The following is an 18,542-nucleotide window of genomic DNA, read 5'->3' on the forward strand; positions in this document are numbered from 1 at the left end:
GCTTATAAATTTGTGAGTAGTTAAAAGACGATGTTGTGCAATTATAAGTCAAGTTCATTATAGCGAATATATTAAATACTGCTTTTTCAATATTTTTAGTAATGACTTCTAGCTAGAGTAACACGTTTAACCAAGCACTAAAGCTCACTACACTCAATACTGTTGAAAGCACGACGCTACTTGCCAGTGTCGCTTGGTGTTGCTTAATTTGATTGGCGATTAGATAAGCGTTGACCCCTAAAGGAGAGGCGCTTAAAAGTACTAACACGTTCAGTAATGATTGCTCTAGGTTGAATACGCTGCCTGCAAAAAAGTAGACCCCGCACGGTAACACTAAAAGCTTGATGATGGTTGCAATGAGTGATGCTTGTAAGTTGTCGGCCACTTTATAAAATGCAAGGTTTGCCCCTAATACAAATAACGCACAGGCAATGGCAGGTTTCGCAAGTAGACTCAAACCATTTGCAAAATCATCAAAAAGTGTAAAGCCAATTAGGTTAACAGCCAAGCCGCTACTGATGCTTAACACGACTGGATTGAGCAGCATGTTTTTAGCAAATGCTCGCCAAGAGAATGTTTGCTGCGATTTAGCGCTGAGCAAAAAGGTGAGGGTAAACAAAAGTGCGCTATGAAAAGTGATGATCATAAATACAATACCGACCATCTGTTGCCCAAGTGCTGCAATAATAATAGGCAAACCTACCAGTACCGTATTTGAGTAACTACTGCCAAGGGCAAATACAGCATGACGTGACGGCGCAGATTGCTTGCTAATGAGGTAGCGGTCAATAACATAGCCGAGGGCGTAAATGGCCAACACCGGGATGTAAAAACTCAAAAAGCCTGCAATAGATACACTGTTTTGTAAATCGGCTTGGGCCATATTTAAAAATAGAAAAGCAGGCACGCTAATGTAAAAAGTAAACTTACTTAACCCTGCAATATGCTCTTTCGATAAAAACGTGCTTCGCGAGCTGATATAGCCACTTAACACGATAAAAATCAATGGAAAGATAATCGAAAAAATATGTACTTTAGGCCTTATTACAAGAAGACGTTAGCGTCTGAACTCATCACTTTGTGGAAGATTAATTAAAATAAGTACAGCACCTTTACCACCAAATTCAAGAGGCGCTTGGTGCATAGCAATCACATCAGGGTGTTGAACCAAATATTGCGGTACCTTGTGTTTAAGAATGCGCTCACCAATGCCATGCACAACACAAGCGCAATAGTAATGCTGTTTTTTACACTCATGAATTAAACCTGCCAACTCATCTTTGGCTAATTCTTTATTTAAGCCATGTAAATCAAGGGTTAACTCAGGTGGGTAATCTCCACGGCGAAGTTGCTTTGCTAAAAAGCTATCGTGACCTGGTTTGACATAACTTACGGTGCCATGAGTGTCGATGTCTGGTACATATTCATCAGAAAAGAAAAATTCTGCCTGATGTTGCTTTTTTTGCTGGGAAAATTGCTTAGCTTGTGACACTTTAGGCTTATTGGTGAATCGAATAGTGTCTTGTTTAAATGCTTTGGCACCACTGATACTCTGACGAAATAAGTCAATATCGTCAGTGCTAATGTGGTTGTTGGCGTGGGGATCTTTTTTCATGGCGGCAGTCTAAACAAAAAAACGCTAAAAATCGAGTAAAAACCAACTGAAAAGACGGTACAATACGCGTCAGAACAGACTTTGAAAGTTAAGGAACATACATGAACCATTTCCAGATAGAAGACGCAATTTTAGACGAGGCAATTGCAGAACTTTCAACGTTGCATGATTGGTTACGTTGGACAACCAGTCAATTTGCCAGCAGTGGTATTTTCTTTGGGCACGGCACAGATAATGCGTGGGATGAAGCAGTTAGCTTACTATTGCCAGCATTAAGCTTGCCAATCGATGCGCCAAAAGAGCTTATGCATGCGCGTTTAACCAGCACCGAGAAAAACCGCTTAGCTGAACTAATTGCAGAGCGTATTAATGATTGTACGCCAGTACCGTACCTGACCAACACCGCGTGGTTTGCAGGTATGCCGTTTTATGTTGATGAGCGCGTGTTAATTCCACGTTCGCCATTTGCTGAGCTAATTAACAATCGCTTTGCACCTTGGTTAGAAGAGCCAAGCTCAGTAACGCGCATTCTTGATTTATGCACCGGCTCTGCATGTATTGCTATTGCACTTGCGCAAGCATTTGAAGATGCACAGGTTGATGCGGTTGATATTTCATATGAAGCGCTCGAAGTTGCTGATATTAATATTAGCGATTACATGCTAAATGACCGTGTACTGCCAATTCAGTCAGACGTGTTTAGCGGTGTCCCGGGTCAAAAATATGACCTGATCGTAGCTAATCCACCGTATGTTGATGCTGAAGATATGGCTGATTTACCTCGTGAATTCCATCACGAGCCAGAGCTTGGTTTAGCATCGGGTCATGATGGTCTTGATGTTACTCGCACCATCCTAGCTGAAGCCGCAGAGCATCTAACTGATAACGGTTTGTTATTTGTCGAAGTTGGTAACTCTATGGTACATATGGAAGAGCTGTACCCGGGCGCTCCGTTTGAGTGGGGTGAATTTGAACAAGGTGGTCTTGGCGTGTTTGTGATCAGCAAACAACAGCTTGTTAACTATTTCGCAGATTAACAGCAGGTTTTAAAAGCCGAGCCTGAGGGCTCGGTCTCAGTAGTCATTAGGAATGAGGAAAATTAATGGCAGGTAATAGCATCGGGCAACTATTTAAAGTGTCCACCTTTGGTGAGAGCCACGGCGTTGCATTAGGCGGCGTTGTTGATGGCACACCAGCAGGTCTTGAAATTAGCGAGGCCGATTTACAAATAGATTTAGACCGTCGCAAGCCGGGGCAAAGTCGTTATACAACACAGCGCCGCGAAAGTGACGAAGTAAAAATTCTTTCAGGTGTGTTCGAAGGTAAAACCACTGGTACTAGCATTGGTTTACTGATTGAAAACACCGATCAACGTTCAAAAGATTACGGCAAAATTGCCGATGTATTTCGCCCAGGTCATGGTGATTATACCTATTGGCATAAATACGGTATTCGTGATTACCGAGGTGGTGGTCGCTCTTCTGCCCGTGAAACGGCGATTCGTGTAGCGGCGGGTGCAATTGCAAAAAAATACCTAAAACAATTTCACGATATTGAAGTGCGTGCTTGTTTGAGCCAGCTTGAACAATTAAAGCTGAAGATTACAACTGGGATGAAGTGGAAAACAATGCATTTTTCTTTCCAGACACCAGCAAGCTAGAAGCGCTTGATGAGTACATGCGCGACCTAAAAAAACAAGGTGATTCGGTAGGCGCTAAAGTTAAAGTGGTTGCTAAAAATGTACCTGTTGGTCTTGGTGAGCCAGTATTTGATCGCCTAGATGCAGAGCTTGCACACTCATTAATGAGCATTAATGCAGTAAAAGGCGTTGAGATTGGTGATGGCTTTGATGTGGTAGAGCAAAAGGGCTCTGAACACCGTGATGAGTTAACTCCTGATGGTTTTACATCAAATCACGCGGGCGGTGTACTTGCAGGTATCTCGACAGGGCAAGATATCATTGCTTCTATCGCACTTAAACCAACCTCAAGTATTACCATACCGGGTAACAGCATTAATACCAGCAACGAAGCGGTAGAGATGATCACTAAAGGACGTCATGATCCATGTGTAGGTATTCGTGCAATTCCTATTGCTGAGGCGATGATGGCGATTACCTTAATGGATCACTTATTGCGCCAACGTGGTCAAAACCCACATGTAAGCCACGAACATGGACCAATAAAAGGTTCAATTTAAGCGCAGTCTTAAATAAAGTAAACGCAGTTAATGAGCGCGATGATTATCATCGCGCTTTTTTATGCCTTAATTATTTCAACAAGCTGCTTAAGCTGTTCATGACTGAGAGGGTTGTGGGCATGATTACCGTATAGCAGGACGATATCAATGACAGGTAGTGTCGGTAGGGAGTTATCGCTCACCTCTTCCACACCCGATTGCATGCTTATTCGCGCCATACTGCTAATTGCCAGTCCCTGTTTAATCAAGCCATGTAACGCTCCCGCTGAGCCACAACAGGCAATAATATTAAAACGACGCTCAGTTTTTAATAGACCCTCAATACTGGCTTGGTGAAACTTACAGTCTCGTTGAAACAAGGCGATTGGAAGTGGGGTTGAATCGTTAATCTCAAAAGCAGGGCTTTTCACCCAGACACCTTGGCTTGATTGCAATAAGTAGCCTTCTTCGCTGTCTGGCGAGCGAGTGGCAATCACCAAATCGAGCATACCTTGGTCTAGTTTGGCTCTAAGCTCAGTGCTTGGGGCGCAGCTTATTTGTAAATCCAATGCATTAAACTGTTGGTGTAAGGCATCAACAAGCTCTGGTAGTAAAGAGTGGGCATAGTCGTCAGGACAACCAATGCGCACACGTAAATTGCCAGTGCCTGCTTTTAATTGCTTAAAGGCTTCATCATGAAGCGCTATCAATTGCTTTGCATAACTTGCTAGCTGGTGGCCTTGATGGGTTAGCACCAGTTGACGGCCTTGCTTTTCAAATAGCGGACTTGCGAGGTCTTGTTCCAGCTTTTTCATTTGCATACTTACTGCAGATTGGGTTCTGCAAATTTGTGCTGCAGCGCGGGTGAAACTACCTGTATCAACAAAGGCGCAAAAAGTCCTGAGGGCATCAATATCCATAATGTATCAGCATTTCTTATAGTTAACATAAAAACAATTGGCGAGTAATTACCCAATTGCTGTTTTATAGTGGGTCTAATCTAAACGTTAAAGGAAGCACAATGCAATTATTTATTGGCAATAAAAACTACTCAACTTGGTCATTGCGGGCGTGGTATTTACTAAGTAAATTCAATATCTCTTTTACAGAACAACAATTAGTTTTAGATACGCCTGAGTTTTATGAAGCATTAAAAAGTAAGTTTCCCGTGCAAAAAGTGCCGACCCTTATTGATGCTGAGTTAATCGTGTGGGATTCACTCGCTATTTGTGAATACATCAATGATGCTTATCTAAATGGTGCTGCTTGGCCTAGTGAAATAGCCCAAAGAGCAAAAGCACGCAGTTTAGCTGCCGAGATGCACTCTGGTTTTGCTGCACTTCGTAATGAAATGCCAATGAATATTCGCGCTAAAAGGCATGTTGAATTATCAGAACAAGCTAAAAAAGATATTGCCCGTATCGATGAGATATTTTCTACTCAGCAGCAAAGGTATCCTAATGCGTGGTTATTTGGTGAGTTCTCTATTGTTGATGCGATGTTTGCACCTGTGGTACTGCGCTTTAAAACGTATCAGGTTACGCTTTCGCGTGCTGCACAAGCTTATTGTCAGCATGTATTTGCGTGTCCAGTCATGCAAACCTGGATTCGAGAAGCGTTAAAAGAAACCGATATAGTCAAGTCTGATGAGGTCGGCGAGAATGCTTGGTAAAAAAATAAAGAGTATTTTATTAATACTTTGTAACCAATCCCTGCTTTTTAATGGCTAATTTGAGGTATTTCTATACAAAATGACTAGTTTAATTAATGAACTATCATTCTATAATAGGGGAATAGCTCTTTATTTGAACATTCCTCTGTTACTCATTTCATTAGGCACGTATTTATGGGCGCATTTGCTGCAAAGTTATTAAACAAAGATCTGACAATAAAGCGCTTTGCTTGCCAGTTTAATTCATTGCAGGTCGAGCAAATATTTTTACAAAGCAAATTTAAACAGGATAAAAAAATTGCCCAATTCTTGTGTTGCACCATCGCGCTTCTCACTATTTTTATAACCTTTTTTGATAAAATGATCATCCAATCATTTTTTTGGCCAAATATTGCTTTGACTGGTCGTAGCATTATTGTCTCAGTTTGTATCTTTAGTGCTGTTGTTCTTGCTTACATTCAAACTCTAAGGCAGTTTAAGCTTGCAATTTCTTTGTTTATGGTTTTTTTATCAATCAGCATGCAATCAATGGCTTATACTTTTGACCGCGCCTATGTTTTACATCTGTTTTTTGACGTCATTATTCTTATTACGTTTTACTTTTCGGCGTTACTGCCTTTCAAATTGTCGGCATTTTTCGGGTGGGCTTACAGCTTAATAGCTTTATCTGTGATCTTTTTTACAAAAGAAATTAATAGCCATACCTCGTATATGGTTATTTTGGCACATGTTGCAGCGAACTTAACGGGTATGATTATGTCAGCCCATCAGCACCTAATGCGCCGCGAACTTTTTGTTCGAAATACGCAACTAGGTCAATTAGCGCAAGAAATGCAGAGCCAAGCATTTAAAGATGCACTGACTCAATTACCGAATAGAAGAGCCTTTGATAATAGTTATGAAGACTATCAACGGATAACTAAGCAACAGCAGCAAAAAATGAAGCAAGTGTGCGTTATTTTGGCTGATATAGATTATTTTAAACAGGTCAATGATAACCATGGTCATGAAGTTGGCGATGGCATACTTGAGCTTTTTTCTACTTTCTTAACTCAGTCATTACGCACTTCCGATGATGTTTATCGTTTTGGTGGTGAAGAATTTGTTATTGTTTTACCGCTTTGTTCGGTGTCTGATGCTGCAAAAATAATCGAGAATATGATCACCAAGCTTAATACTGAACCATTTGAAGTTGGAGAGCTTTCATTATTAATTAGAGCTAGCTTTGGTTTAACAGTAATGCGAGAGGAGCAGCAAAAATCAGTGATAGCTAGGGCTGATGCTGCACTCTACGAAGCAAAAGGTAGTGGTAGAAATCAGTTAGTAGTAAAAATTTAACGAGTCTAGATTATTTGGTTTATGTGTAAGTTTAGCAAAATGTATTAGATTTATTTATATCTGGATAATTATTTAGAGCTAGCAGGGAGTCGCACATTGTTTTCACAGAATGAAAGAAGATTTAAAATTTCAATACGCGTAAGTGTGTTATTAATATTTGCACTAGCGAGCTTGCTAACTGGAATCGTGGCGATCAGTCTGCACTATTATTTCAGTGAAAAATTAGTCCTTCAAACCAAAACCGAACAATTCAAATCAACCAGCCAACAAATAGCTGACCACATCACTCGAATTAATCAGCGGGTAGATAATACATTAAGTGTTATGATCCACGATAACAGACTGTTTTCAGGGAACTTTGATGAAAATAATTCTTTGCGAAATATTCTAATAGAAGTATTAAACAAACACCCAGACTTCCATTCATTGTTGTTAGGGTATGCTAATGGTGACTTCATCGAAGTTGTGAATTTACGTGGTCATGCTCAATTACCAAAACCTAACGATCTTAGAGCTGAAGATAGATGGCTTATTTTTAAGGTGTTAGGGCAGGGTGAGTCTCGTCATCAAACTACATATTATTTAGATGAAAACCTATCATTAAATAGGAAATACAAACAAACTCCAGATTACGACCCTCGAAAGCGGTTATGGTTTAACGATGCAAAAGTTGGCACAGTTACCAAAACTCGACAGTATATTTTTAATCTACTAAAGATACCTGGTTATACGTACACAATAAAATCTGAACAAACGGGAGGAGTGCTCGCTATTGATGTTGCAAGTTCTAGCTTGAGTGCATTTTTAATTAAACAACAGCAAAAAATGCAGTTTCTAGTTTCTTCCGAAATGTACGTTTATCGTGGAGATGGTGAAATAATCGCTAAAAGTAAAACACAAGGTCATCATCACTCGTTTGATGACTTATCCAAGATAATCAAAACAAATGAGCAAACCATAGGACTCGCTAATGGACAACATCAATTTGGCAAAATGCTAAGTGTGAATGAGGATGGTGTTGAGAAATATATGTTTGTATTGCAACTGCCACTCAGTAGTGAAATGCAATCTGATGAAATTGATTATTTTGCGGTTCTTGTGGCTAAAAACGATGTGCTAGCAATTATTAAAGAAAAGATTCAGATCTCAATATTAGTTACAGGGTTATGTTTGCTTTTGCTGCTGCCTGTCTCTTGGTTTTTTGCCTCTTCAATCGTTAACCCAATACTTAAATTAGTGGGTGAGAATAAAAAAATTCAACAGCGTGACTACAATGAGGTTTCAACGCTTTCGAGTCATATTTTAGAAATTCATTATTTAGCTAGTTCGATGGTTGATATGAGTCGCTCGATTGAGCAACATGAAAACTCACAAAAAGCGTTGATGGAGTCGTTTGTAGAGCTTATAGCGCAAGCCATTGATGATAAATCGCCATATACGGCAGGGCATTGTGAGCGGGTGCCTGAGTTGGGTATTTGGCTTGCTGATGCAGCATCAGGTTCAACAGATGAGGCGTTTTCTGAGTTCAGTTTTAAAACCCCGGATGAGCGACGAGAATTCCGCTTAGCAGCGTGGCTACATGACTGCGGTAAAATCACTACACCAGAGCATATTGTTGATAAAGGCACTAAGCTCGAAACCATTTATAACCGTATTCATGAGGTACGCACCCGATTTGAAGTGCTACTACGTGATGCAAAAATTACCTACTATGAGCAACTATTAGCGCATCCAGAGCAGCAATCTGTGCTTAAACAAAAGCTTGAGCAACAAACAGAGAAGTTACACGCAGACTTTAGCTTCATTGCCGCTTGTAATGTTGGTGGTGAGTTTATGGATGAAGCGCAGTTGTCTCGTTTACATGAGGTTGCTAGCATCAAGTGGCAGCGTCATTTTGACGCAAGTTTAGGTTTATCGCCCCTTGAAGAAATGCGTATGGCTGATTTGAAAAATCAGCATTTACCTGTTGAAGAGTCACTCCTGAGCGATAAGCCAAGTGATTTAATTCCACACGAAAAAGCCGTTGAGTACCCAGAAAGTTTAGGCATTAACATGGCAATTCCTGAGTATAAATATAACCTTGGTGAAGTGTATAACTTATCTGTGGCACGGGGCACGTTAACAGCGGAAGACCGATTTAAGATCAATGAGCATGTGATCAGCACAATTCGTATGCTAGGTAGTGTGCCATTCCCGAAAGAATTAGCGAAAGTTCCGCGCTATGCTTCTACTCATCACGAAACTTTAAAAGGGACAGGCTATCCGCGAAAATTAACCGCTGAGCAGTTATCAATACCCGAACGTGTGTTAGTACTTGCTGATATCTTCGAAGCATTAACCGCGGCAGATAGACCTTACAAAAAAGCCAAACCACTCAGTGTTGCCATTGATATTTTAGCGAAAATGGTTGCTGACGATCACATTGACCATGATGTATTTGAGCTATTTTTAACTTCTGGTATTTACCTAAAGTATGCAAAACGCTATTTAAACCCAGAGCAAATCGATGATGTTGATATCGCAAAATACCTGTAACTGAGGGCGGTTGCTTTTACTTTGGAGTGAAAAGTCCGTACAATTCGCCTCGTTTTTAGTGACGCTTTTAACGAGATGAATTCAAGCCGTATGCATCAGATTGCTGACTTAATCGCTATTTTTGAAAGCACCTTTTATCAAAACCATAACACGCGTTTGATAAAGGGTGATGATGAACCTATTTACCTGCCTGCTGATGAGCAAACGCCTTATCACCAAATTGTGTTTGCCCACGGTTTTTATGCCAGCGCCTTACACGAAATTGCCCATTGGCTGGTGGCTGGTGAGGCACGTCGGTTAAAAGAAGATTATGGCTATTGGTATTGCCCAGATGGTCGTGATAAGCACCAGCAAGCTGAATTTGAAGCAGTTGAAGTAAAGCCCCAAGCTATTGAATGGGCGCTCAGTACTGCAGCAGGTTTCGATTTTAATGTATCGGTTGATAATTTAAATGGCGAGCAAACCTGCCGATTCGATTTTCAAGCGCGCGTTCACCAGCAAGTGTTCAGCTTTTTAGCATCTGGCTTTAACCAGCGCACGACAGCACTGCTTAAAGCATTGAGTGATTTCTATAAAACCCCATGACCACTAACGGCTGCACAGTTTACGTGGCAGCGCGATTTTCATGGCAACCCAGGAGCTTTATCTGATGCAGTTTAAATTAGGCTTGATTGTAAATCCGGTTGCCGGCTTAGGTGGCAGTGTCGCACTAAAGGGCAGTGATGGCGCAGATACCGCCGCAAAAGCAATGCAACTTGGTGCTGAGCCAAAAGCAAACTTACGCACCCGCGCGGCACTTGAAGTGCTGCTTGCCCATCAAGATGATTTAACCATTTACACTGTAAGCGGTGAAATGGGCGAGCAAACGGCAAAGCAGCTAGGCTTTCAAAGCCACGTTATTTACCAAACAAACGATATCACCACCCCAGATGACACAGAGCAGGCAGCCAAGCTGTTAGTTGAGCAAGGTGTCGACCTAATTTTATTTGCAGGTGGCGATGGTACTGCCCGCAATGTTTGTCATGCGGTTGGCGATAGCACTCCTGTATTAGGTATTCCTGCAGGCTGCAAAATTCATTCTGGGGTTTATGCTATTACCCCAAAAGCAGCTGGGCGTGTTGTTGAGATGCTAGTTAAAGGTGAACTTGTCAGCCTTGGCGATGCTGATGTGATGGATATCGACGAAGAAGCATTTCGCGAAGGCACGGTAAAAGCTAAGCGCTATGGTGAAATGCAAGTGCCTAGTGAAGTACGTTATGTACAGGCAGTTAAAAATGGCGGTAAAGAAACCGATGAATTAGTGCTTGCCGATATAGCTGCCTATGTTGTTAGTGAAATGAATGAAGACTGCTTATATGTGATGGGCAGTGGTTCTACAGTCGCGGCAATTATGGAAGAAATGGGTCTTGAAAATACCTTGCTAGGTGTAGACTTAGTGGCAGACCAAGAGCTTATCGCGCAGGATTTAACTGCTCAGCAATTACTTGAGCTCACACAAGGTAAAGAAACCAAATTGGTGATCACCTTAATTGGTGGCCAAGGCCATATCTTCGGCCGAGGTAATCAGCAATTAAGCCCTGCACTTATTCGTGCTATTATCGCGACAACATTATTGTTGTAGCCACTAAAACTAAATTACAGGCCTTGAATGGCCGACCACTGATTGCCGATACGGGTGATAGTGAGTTAGACGATGAATTAAGTGGTTATATTCGCGTAACCACCGGTTTCAATGACCATATTATGTATGCAGTGGGTCATCAAGATGGGCTGCACCCAGAGGAGAAGTAACAATGAGTTTAGTAAGTTATATTGATGCAGCGCAGCAATATTTTGATGATTTAGTTGATAAAGCAACAGACGACGAGCTATTTGCTGGTGGCTATTTACGTGGTCACTTTGACTTAGCTGTAGGCTATGCACAAGTAGAAGAATTAAACTTATCGATTGATGAGTTAAACAATCAAGTTGAATCTAGCCTCGTTAAAGCTTATCGCAACGGTGAGTTAAACGAAGAAGATAAAGAGCTTGTTGTGCGCCTGTGGGATGAAGTGAAAGCACTTGCAGCCTAATCTAATTAAATAAAATTCTGTAAAGCGACCTGTGTCGCTTTTTTTACATAATCACTTTACCTTTATCAGGTAATCCCATTAACTTAAAATTTACCTTATTAGTTAGATACGTTAAGGTTAACGAGATATTTTTCTAGGGAATTTGAAAATGAATAACAATAATGATGTGCAGGCACCAAGTGGTGCAATCGCACGTTTTCTAAATACCATTGAGAGGGTGGGTAACAAGCTACCTGATCCAGCGATTATCTTTTTAGTCGCAATGCTACTTATTTGGTTTTTATCTTGGCTTTTCTCGGGCACTACATTTGATGCAATCGATCCGCGCACTGGCGAAGCCATCGTTGTAAATAACCTATTAGCAGGGGACTCCCTTGCCACCTTCTTATCTTCGATGGTGAAAACCTTCACTGGCTTTGCGCCGCTGGGTGTAGTGCTGGTTGCTATGTTAGGTGTTGGTGTTGCTGAGCATTCTGGCTTTATCAATACCGGCCTCAAATTAATGTTAAAAGTAACGCCTAAGCAGCTTTTAACACCGTCTATTATTTTAGTAGCGATTGTCAGCCATACCGCAACTGATGCCGGTTACGTACTAGTTATCCCACTTGCTGGGGTTATCTTCTATGCGATGGGGCGTCACCCGCTAGCTGGTATTGCAGCTGCCTTTGCTGGGGTAAGTGGTGGCTTTAGCGCAAACTTTATTCCATCAGGTATTGACCCGTTACTGCAAAGCTTTACCCAAAGTGCCGCGCAAATTATTGACCCAGATATGGCGATTAACCCGCTCAATAACTGGTTTTTCACCTCAGCTTCGAGCCTGTTTATTATCTTATTAGGCTGGTATATCACAGATAAAATCATCGAGCCACGTTTACAAAATACGCCACTTGATGGAGATACTGAAGACTTACCTGCCTTTGATGAAGCACGCAGTGATGAAAAACGTGCGTTCTATATTGCAAGCACAGTGATGATTGCAGCGTTTTGCTCTACTTTGGTTTGTCTCAGCGCCAGCCGACTCTGCAATGCGAAGCAGTGATGGCTCATTAACTAATTTCCGTTCACCGTTAATGCAATCAATTGTGCCACTTATCTTCTTACTGTTTTGGATCCCTGGTGCCGTCTACGGTTTTGCCGTGGGTACCTTCAAAAGCTCTAAAGATATGATCGATGCAATGAGCAAAGCGATGAGCGGTATGGCTTACTATATTGTTATGGCGTTCTTCTGTGCGTTATTTATTGCTGCATTTAGTAAATCAAACCTAGGTGCATTACTTGCAATTGAAGGGGCGCAATTATTAAAAGCAATGGCTCTGCCAAGTTCAGTCACGGTGGTCGGTATTATCTTCTTAACGGCGTTCGTGAACCTATTTGTTGGCTCAAGCTCGGCAAAATGGGCGCTATTAGGGCCAATCTTTGTACCCATGCTGATGCAACTGGGTATTTCACCTGATTTAACACAAGCTGCGTACCGTGTAGGTGACTCAAGCTCGAATATCATCACGCCACTAATGCCATACTTCCCACTGGTTGTTGTGTACTGCCAAAAGTATGTTAAAGGCACCGGTATCGGCACCTTAATCGCGATGATGTTACCGTACTCAATCGCCTTCTTAATCGGTTGGAGTATCTTCTTACTCGCGTACTGGGGCTTAGGCATTCCACTAGGTCTTCAATCAAGCTACGCATACCCAGCCATTGGCTCATAATGACAAAGCCTCAGCAATCCAGCGTGAGGCTTTAAAAACTGAAGTCTGACGGCTGACAGCTTTACTACAGACACAAAAAAACCTTGTCACTCTCATGACAAGGTTTTTTATTGCTTACAGCTTAAGCTTCGATTAGTTCGCAGTGAAGCTCACAGGACGACGCTCTTTACGAGGACCACCACGTTTTTCACCACGGTCTTTGAAGTTACGCTTCTTATCACCACGATCACCACTTGGGCGCTCAGAGCGAGGAGCCGCAGGACCTTGGTCTTGCGTTAGCGTCATATTCATCGGACGTTTACAGATAAATACCTTTTGGAAGTGATCAAGCACATCTTTTGGCATGTTCTGTGGTAACTGTACCGTACTGTGATTGTCATGTAAGCGAATATCACCAATGAACTTGCTTGAGATATCAGCTTCGTTAGCAATCGCACCAACGATATTTTTAACTTGTACACCGTGCTCACGACCTACTTCGATACGGTAAGTATCCATAGGACCCATGTTACGGCTGTTGCGCTCACGCGGCTCACGAGGTTTACGCTCGCGTCCTTGGCGGTCGCCACGATCACCACGTTCATTGCGACGACGCTCGTTGCGTTCGCCACGTGGTTGAACTTTAACTTCTTCAACCTTGATTGGTGATTGTTGCTGCGCTAAACAAAGTAATGCACCTGCTAAATCTTCAGTACTTAGCTCAAGTTTCTCTGCCATGTTAGCAGCAACTTGATTAAAGAAAGTGATGTCTTTGTTTTCAAGAGCAATTGTAAGCTTGTCTTGAAGCGCTTTAATACGCTTTTCTTCAACAACTTTAGCTGTTGGTAAATCAACTTGTGCGATATCAGATTTCGTATGACGAATGATATTTTTAAGTAAATAACGCTCGTTATGTTTTACGAAAAGAATCGCTTTACCTTGACGACCCGCACGACCAGTACGGCCAATACGGTGAACGTAGGCTTCTGAATCTTGTGGAATATCGTAGTTAATTACTAAGCTTAAACGGTCTACATCAAGACCACGTGCAGCAACGTCTGTTGCAATAACGATATCAACTAGGCCGTTTTTCAAACGATCTACTGTGCGTTCACGTGCTTGTTGGTTCATGTCACCATTAAGTGGTGCCGCAGAGAAACCTTCGCGCTCAAGTAATTCAGCTAACTGTACCGTGTCGTTACGTGTACGTACGAAAACAATTGCACCATCGTATTGCTCAGCTTCTAAGAAGCGAACGATTGCTTTGTTTTTGTGTACGTGTGCATTCCAAAATACTTGCTCAACTGTTGATACAGTTGAGTTACGCGCAGAAATATGAACTTGCTCAGGCTCATTCATGTACTTGCTGCTGATATTTTGAATTTGCTTAGGCATGGTCGCAGAGAAAAGACATGTTTGCTTTTCACGTGGCGTTTTCTCCATGATGCTTTCTACATCATCAATGAAGCCCATGCGTAACATTTCGTCTGCTTCATCAAGAACAAGGGCTTGTAAGCTCTCAAACTTGATTGTGCCACGGTTAATGTGGTCAATTAAGCGACCAGGCGTTGCAACAATGATTTGCGCGCCACGACGAAGTGCACTTAGTTGGATGCTATAGCTTTGGCCACCATAAAGGGCTAAAACTTCAACACCACGAGTATGCTTAGCATATTGTTCGAATGCCTCAGCTACTTGGATCGCAAGTTCACGCGTAGGCGTTAAAACAAGGATCTGTGGCTGCTTCACAGACGGGTCAATATTATTTAGTAACGGCAGTGCAAATGCTGCTGTTTTACCTGTACCCGTTTGCGCTAGTCCCAGTACGTCCTTTCTTTCTAGCAATAACGGTATACATTGAGCTTGGATTTCAGATGGAGTCTTGTAACCCAACTCTTCAACTGCTTTAAGGATTGCAGGAGAAAGATTTAGAGATTCAAACGTGACTGGTTCTGACATTAATACGCCTCAACGAATTTAAAGAGGCGCGCATTGTATAGGAAATACAAGGCAATTGCTTGTATAAATTACAACTAATTTGTATGTGGTTGATGTTGGTCATAATTTAATCAGTTTAAATTTACCAAAATCAACCACGTTTACAATTTATTGATATAACCCTAAATTTTCTTTAGCGTACGCTTCGAATTCAGTGAAGCCACCAATGTGGGCTTGGTCAATAAAAATCTGTGGTACGGTTGGGCAAGGTTTGCCTGCAGACTGTTCTAAATCTGCTTTGCTGATGCCTTCTTTAATGATGTCGATATAACGGTATTTAAAATCGTCACGCTCATTTGCTAGTTTTTCAGCAACGTCTTTTGCACGAACACAGTATGGGCAGCCTTCACGGCCAAAAATTACAGTTAACATATCGCTCTCCTCGATGGTTTATCTGGTTATCATCTTAACGGATTAAATGAATAAAAACAGCGCATAAAATCGATTGCACTATTCTGTTTTTTCTCATTATTAGCGATTGAGCTAATCTAGAGTTCGCATTCTAAGGCCTAGTTCTGTTGAGTAACCCATAGAATGCGCAGTAATGGCCAACTGTTCATCAATAACATAATAAGTTGGGTAGGCACTGATTTTATAATCTTGACCTGTACTTTTACTGCCAAGTAGCACCGGCATTGTTAATTCGAGTGAATTAGTAAACTGTTTTACTTCAGTAATGTTTTGGTAATCAAGGGCAATTGCTATGGCATTTAACTTACCTTGCTGATGAGCCTTTTCTAAATTTGGCATACTGTAACGACAAATTGAGCACCAAGGCGCAAAGAAATACACCACTGTTTGCTTGCCTTGTAATTGTGCAATGGTCATCCGCTCTGTCGGGTTTTTTAGCGTGGCTAAATTAAAATAGGGGGCAGGGGTTTTATCTGTTGAGAGTAAATTACGTTGCTGAAATGCGGTCACGGCATACACAACGACTGCCATTAAAACGACATTTTTTAGCACACTGATAAATTTTTTTAAAAAAGTTGGATTTTTTTTCATTGTTATTTTGTACGTTGTTAGCCCTTTAAAATCAACTTATTCAGACCAGTTTGAGAGCACTTAACTTTCATTTAATTTAAAAAAAATTACAATTTTTTTTGCTAAAAATCTTGAAAAGATTTTACCCGCCCATAAATAGTTTAGTGAGGACGCCTGATGGGTCCCAAACAAACTAAAGTAATTGAAATATATAGTATTAATTTAACTTTGTTAGCACTGGTTCAATAGAAGAGTACTAACAAAATATCGCTTAAATATGAGGATATAATTATGCGTACAGTAGACTTATCACCACTTTATCGTTCATTCATCGGTTTCGATCATTTAGCATCATTAATGGATGCGGCAGCTCGCACAGACAAGCAGCCAAGTTTTCCTCCGTACAACATCGAAGCACTCGATAAAGACAAATATCGTATCACTATGGCTGTAGCAGGTTTTAGTGACAGTGAATTGACCATTGAGTCAGAAAACAACACATTGAAAGTCAGCGGTACTAAAGCTGATAAACAAGATAATGCTGAACGTAAGTTCATTCACCAAGGCATTGCAGAGCGTAACTTTGAGCGTAAGTTCCAATTAGGTGACCACGTTAAAGTGCTTGGCGCTGACCTTGAAAATGGCTTACTAAGTATCGATTTAGAGCGTGAAATTCCAGAAGCTTTAAAACCACGTAAAATTGAAATCGGTAATGGTAAATTACTCGAAAACAAGTAATTACCAACAGCATTGTTTCCCCTAGTTAGTTTTGCCGCCTCATTTGAGGCGGCTTTTTTCGTTATGTTTAGCAACTAATTCCGCTTGCAGCGTCTTTAAAGCCGCAATTTTATCTTCGGCTTCATTAAGCTTATCTTCTGACAATCCCGCTTGCTTACCACGTTCTAAAAGGGATTCGAGAGTAGCAATTTTACTTTCTGCGGCATCAATAAAGCGAAGTTCTAATTCAGTTTGTTGTGTTTGATGGTATGCCTGATACGCTTTATGGTCATTAAGATCACCTGTAAACCGCTTCGTCTGCTGGGGCTGCTTTGCAATGGGTGGAAAGTAATCGGGAGTTGTGATTGCCGCATTTGTAACGGCCTCATCGATTGTTTCACTGGCAATTAAAGTTGGCTTTACGTGCATACTGGTCATTGCTTGTTGATTACGAACATCTTTTTTCTCAACCTCAACGGGCAGCAGTGCTTTTTCAGCAGGCACTAAAGCAATATGTTTTGATTGCACATGCATAATAACCGCAGCACTAAAAAGCACACAAAGTGCTAAAGCTAGCCATTTCATAACTTAACCCCATGCGCTTTTTGCCACGCCAACCAACTCTGTTGGTAGTTAATTATGGCTTTTTCAATTGCGATGGCCTTTTTAGCTTGATAGCGTACCGTTTCGTCATTTGCGCTAAAGTAGCCAAAAGTATGATCATAGCTCATTACTACCACCCAAAAACCTTTCGGTGAGCGTATTACCTCACTTAACTGTTGAGGCTTTTGTGTGAATGCTAATTGTACTGCCCAATTTCGTTTATGCTCTCGGGTTAAGTAGTTATTATATTGAGCGTAAATATCGGGCTGATTTAATTGCTTTAGTGCGTGTTGTATTGAGCTTGTTTCAGCTTGCTTTTTAAATGCCAAAGCCGCTTCTCTATCGGTAAATTCGCCGCCATGGCGTTTAACTGATTTTAGATAATGAAATCTTTCTTTGTGTTGTTGGTAATATTGCTGGATTTCAGCGTCAGTAACCTTGTTCTCTAAGCGAGTTAACACAGGGCTCTCTACATGCATAATACCTTTTACCCCTAACCAGCTTTGAATCGAAGGCCTTAGGATATCGCCCTTGGCTATAGAATAAAGATGGGGTAGCGAAATTTGCTGTGTTTGTATGACCGCATCAGCTTGCTTTAAATGCAAAAGAAATTGTCGATGTTTTAAAACTTCGGTTTTGAACAGTTCGCTATCTCCTTGATGCAAACGAAAGCGAGTCTGCATAGAAAGAGGTGCAATAAATTCGTACAGCGTCATTGAGTTTTCAAACAAATCGAGTTTAATATCATTGAACTGTTTGATTTGGGCATCACTGTACTGACCATCCAGAGGATATAGCCCTAAGTTGGTTTTCAGCCAGTGTTTATCAAATGGTTCAAGCCCAGTTGTAGCTGGTTTACCGGTGAGATTTAACTGATGAATAAACAGATTATCTAAGTAGCGCATTACATGGTAATGAGTTGAAAAGCCAACACTCGCTTGGCGCTCTACAAGCTCAGGCATGTTTTTCTGTGCGTACTTAAGTAAAAATTGATTTTCGTAAAGGCGTTCACGTGTTTGCTGTTTGCTAATATCTGGGCTTTGTTCTTTGTAGACCTGCCACATGAGATCAATTTCAGATTCTGTGTATTGATTAAACGCAGCAACTGCTAGGTTGCTAAAAAGCAAACCTAGCAGTGCTGTCAA

Annotated in this window: 13 protein-coding genes and 5 pseudogenes; 10 read left to right on the top strand and 8 right to left on the bottom strand. The window is 41.3% G+C overall.

Annotation, left to right across the window (positions count from 1 at the left end; translation table 11 throughout):
- Positions 1-112: 112 nt before the first annotated feature.
- Together ACRWSG_RS14050 and smrB are read right to left on the bottom strand one after the other, a co-directional pair.
- On the bottom strand, positions 113-1,045 hold the full coding sequence (locus ACRWSG_RS14050) for an AEC family transporter (RefSeq protein WP_462166952.1): 933 nt from the start codon (positions 1,043-1,045) through the stop codon (positions 113-115).
- A gap of 12 nt (positions 1,046-1,057) precedes the next feature.
- Positions 1,058-1,615: an endonuclease SmrB gene (gene smrB / locus ACRWSG_RS14055; protein WP_054553197.1), complete on the bottom strand. Its 558-nt coding sequence runs from the start codon at positions 1,613-1,615 to the stop codon at positions 1,058-1,060.
- Between the two features lie 101 nt (positions 1,616-1,716).
- On the opposite strand from smrB, the gene prmB reads away from it, so the two are divergent.
- Positions 1,717-2,652 carry a 50S ribosomal protein L3 N(5)-glutamine methyltransferase gene (prmB, locus tag ACRWSG_RS14060; RefSeq protein WP_462166562.1) on the top strand — a complete coding sequence of 312 codons (936 nt, stop codon included), beginning with the start codon at positions 1,717-1,719 and terminating at the stop codon, positions 2,650-2,652.
- A gap of 65 nt (positions 2,653-2,717) precedes the next feature.
- Positions 2,718-3,814: pseudogene (gene aroC / locus ACRWSG_RS14065) on the top strand (chorismate synthase).
- A 59-nt stretch (positions 3,815-3,873) separates the two neighbouring features.
- Here aroC and ACRWSG_RS14070 read toward each other — a convergent pair.
- Entirely contained in the window at positions 3,874-4,713 is an 840-nt protein-coding gene (locus ACRWSG_RS14070; RefSeq protein ID WP_054553194.1) for a LysR family transcriptional regulator, read from the bottom strand.
- A 101-nt stretch (positions 4,714-4,814) separates the two neighbouring features.
- Between ACRWSG_RS14070 and ACRWSG_RS14075 the strand changes: the two genes are divergently transcribed.
- The 7 genes and pseudogenes from ACRWSG_RS14075 (at position 4,815) to ACRWSG_RS14105 (ending at position 13,119) form a co-directional block, all read left to right on the top strand.
- Positions 4,815-5,465 (top strand): glutathione S-transferase family protein, encoded by a 651-nt coding sequence (locus tag ACRWSG_RS14075; RefSeq protein ID WP_462166563.1) that lies wholly within the window; start codon positions 4,815-4,817, stop codon positions 5,463-5,465.
- 174 nt (positions 5,466-5,639) lie between these two features.
- Positions 5,640-6,803 carry a GGDEF domain-containing protein gene (locus ACRWSG_RS14080; RefSeq protein WP_138598997.1) on the top strand — a complete coding sequence of 388 codons (1,164 nt, stop codon included), beginning with the start codon at positions 5,640-5,642 and terminating at the stop codon, positions 6,801-6,803.
- A 927-nt stretch (positions 6,804-7,730) separates the two neighbouring features.
- Positions 7,731-9,338 (top strand): annotated as a pseudogene (locus tag ACRWSG_RS14085) (HD-GYP domain-containing protein); the annotation flags it as partial.
- Between the two features lie 90 nt (positions 9,339-9,428).
- Positions 9,429-9,920 (top strand): annotated as a pseudogene (locus ACRWSG_RS14090) (elongation factor P hydroxylase); the annotation flags it as partial.
- A gap of 67 nt (positions 9,921-9,987) precedes the next feature.
- Positions 9,988-11,129: pseudogene (locus ACRWSG_RS14095) on the top strand (ATP-NAD kinase family protein).
- Positions 11,130-11,131: 2 nt separating this feature from the next.
- Positions 11,132-11,410 (top strand): YfcL family protein, encoded by a 279-nt coding sequence (locus ACRWSG_RS14100; RefSeq protein WP_054553188.1) that lies wholly within the window; start codon positions 11,132-11,134, stop codon positions 11,408-11,410.
- Between the two features lie 148 nt (positions 11,411-11,558).
- Positions 11,559-13,119 (top strand): annotated as a pseudogene (locus ACRWSG_RS14105) (AbgT family transporter).
- A 132-nt stretch (positions 13,120-13,251) separates the two neighbouring features.
- Here ACRWSG_RS14105 and ACRWSG_RS14110 read toward each other — a convergent pair.
- The 3 genes from ACRWSG_RS14110 to ACRWSG_RS14120 all read right to left on the bottom strand — a co-directional run bounded on the left by ACRWSG_RS14110 (position 13,252) and on the right by ACRWSG_RS14120 (position 16,038).
- The gene (locus tag ACRWSG_RS14110) at positions 13,252-15,057 is read right to left on the bottom strand and encodes a DEAD/DEAH box helicase (protein ID WP_054562104.1); all 1,806 of its coding nucleotides are present in this window, start codon (positions 15,055-15,057) and stop codon (positions 13,252-13,254) included.
- A 147-nt stretch (positions 15,058-15,204) separates the two neighbouring features.
- A complete protein-coding gene (locus ACRWSG_RS14115; protein ID WP_054553185.1) occupies positions 15,205-15,468 on the bottom strand; it encodes a GrxA family glutaredoxin in 264 nt (87 codons plus the stop codon).
- A gap of 111 nt (positions 15,469-15,579) precedes the next feature.
- The gene (locus ACRWSG_RS14120; protein WP_228290524.1) at positions 15,580-16,038 is read right to left on the bottom strand and encodes a TlpA family protein disulfide reductase; all 459 of its coding nucleotides are present in this window, start codon (positions 16,036-16,038) and stop codon (positions 15,580-15,582) included.
- A gap of 330 nt (positions 16,039-16,368) precedes the next feature.
- On the opposite strand from ACRWSG_RS14120, the gene ACRWSG_RS14125 reads away from it, so the two are divergent.
- On the top strand, positions 16,369-16,815 hold the full coding sequence (locus tag ACRWSG_RS14125) for an Hsp20 family protein (protein ID WP_054562102.1): 447 nt from the start codon (positions 16,369-16,371) through the stop codon (positions 16,813-16,815).
- Between the two features lie 39 nt (positions 16,816-16,854).
- On the opposite strand, the gene ACRWSG_RS14130 is transcribed toward ACRWSG_RS14125, so the two are convergent.
- A complete protein-coding gene (locus ACRWSG_RS14130) occupies positions 16,855-17,379 on the bottom strand; it encodes a hypothetical protein (protein ID WP_462166564.1) in 525 nt (174 codons plus the stop codon).
- Complete coding sequence (locus ACRWSG_RS14135) at positions 17,376-18,542, bottom strand: peptidyl-prolyl cis-trans isomerase (protein ID WP_462166565.1); 1,167 nt, start codon at positions 18,540-18,542, stop codon at positions 17,376-17,378. The genes ACRWSG_RS14130 and ACRWSG_RS14135 overlap by 4 nt, the downstream gene beginning before the upstream one ends.

The sequence above is a fragment of the Pseudoalteromonas sp. GB43 genome (assembly GCF_054923805.1).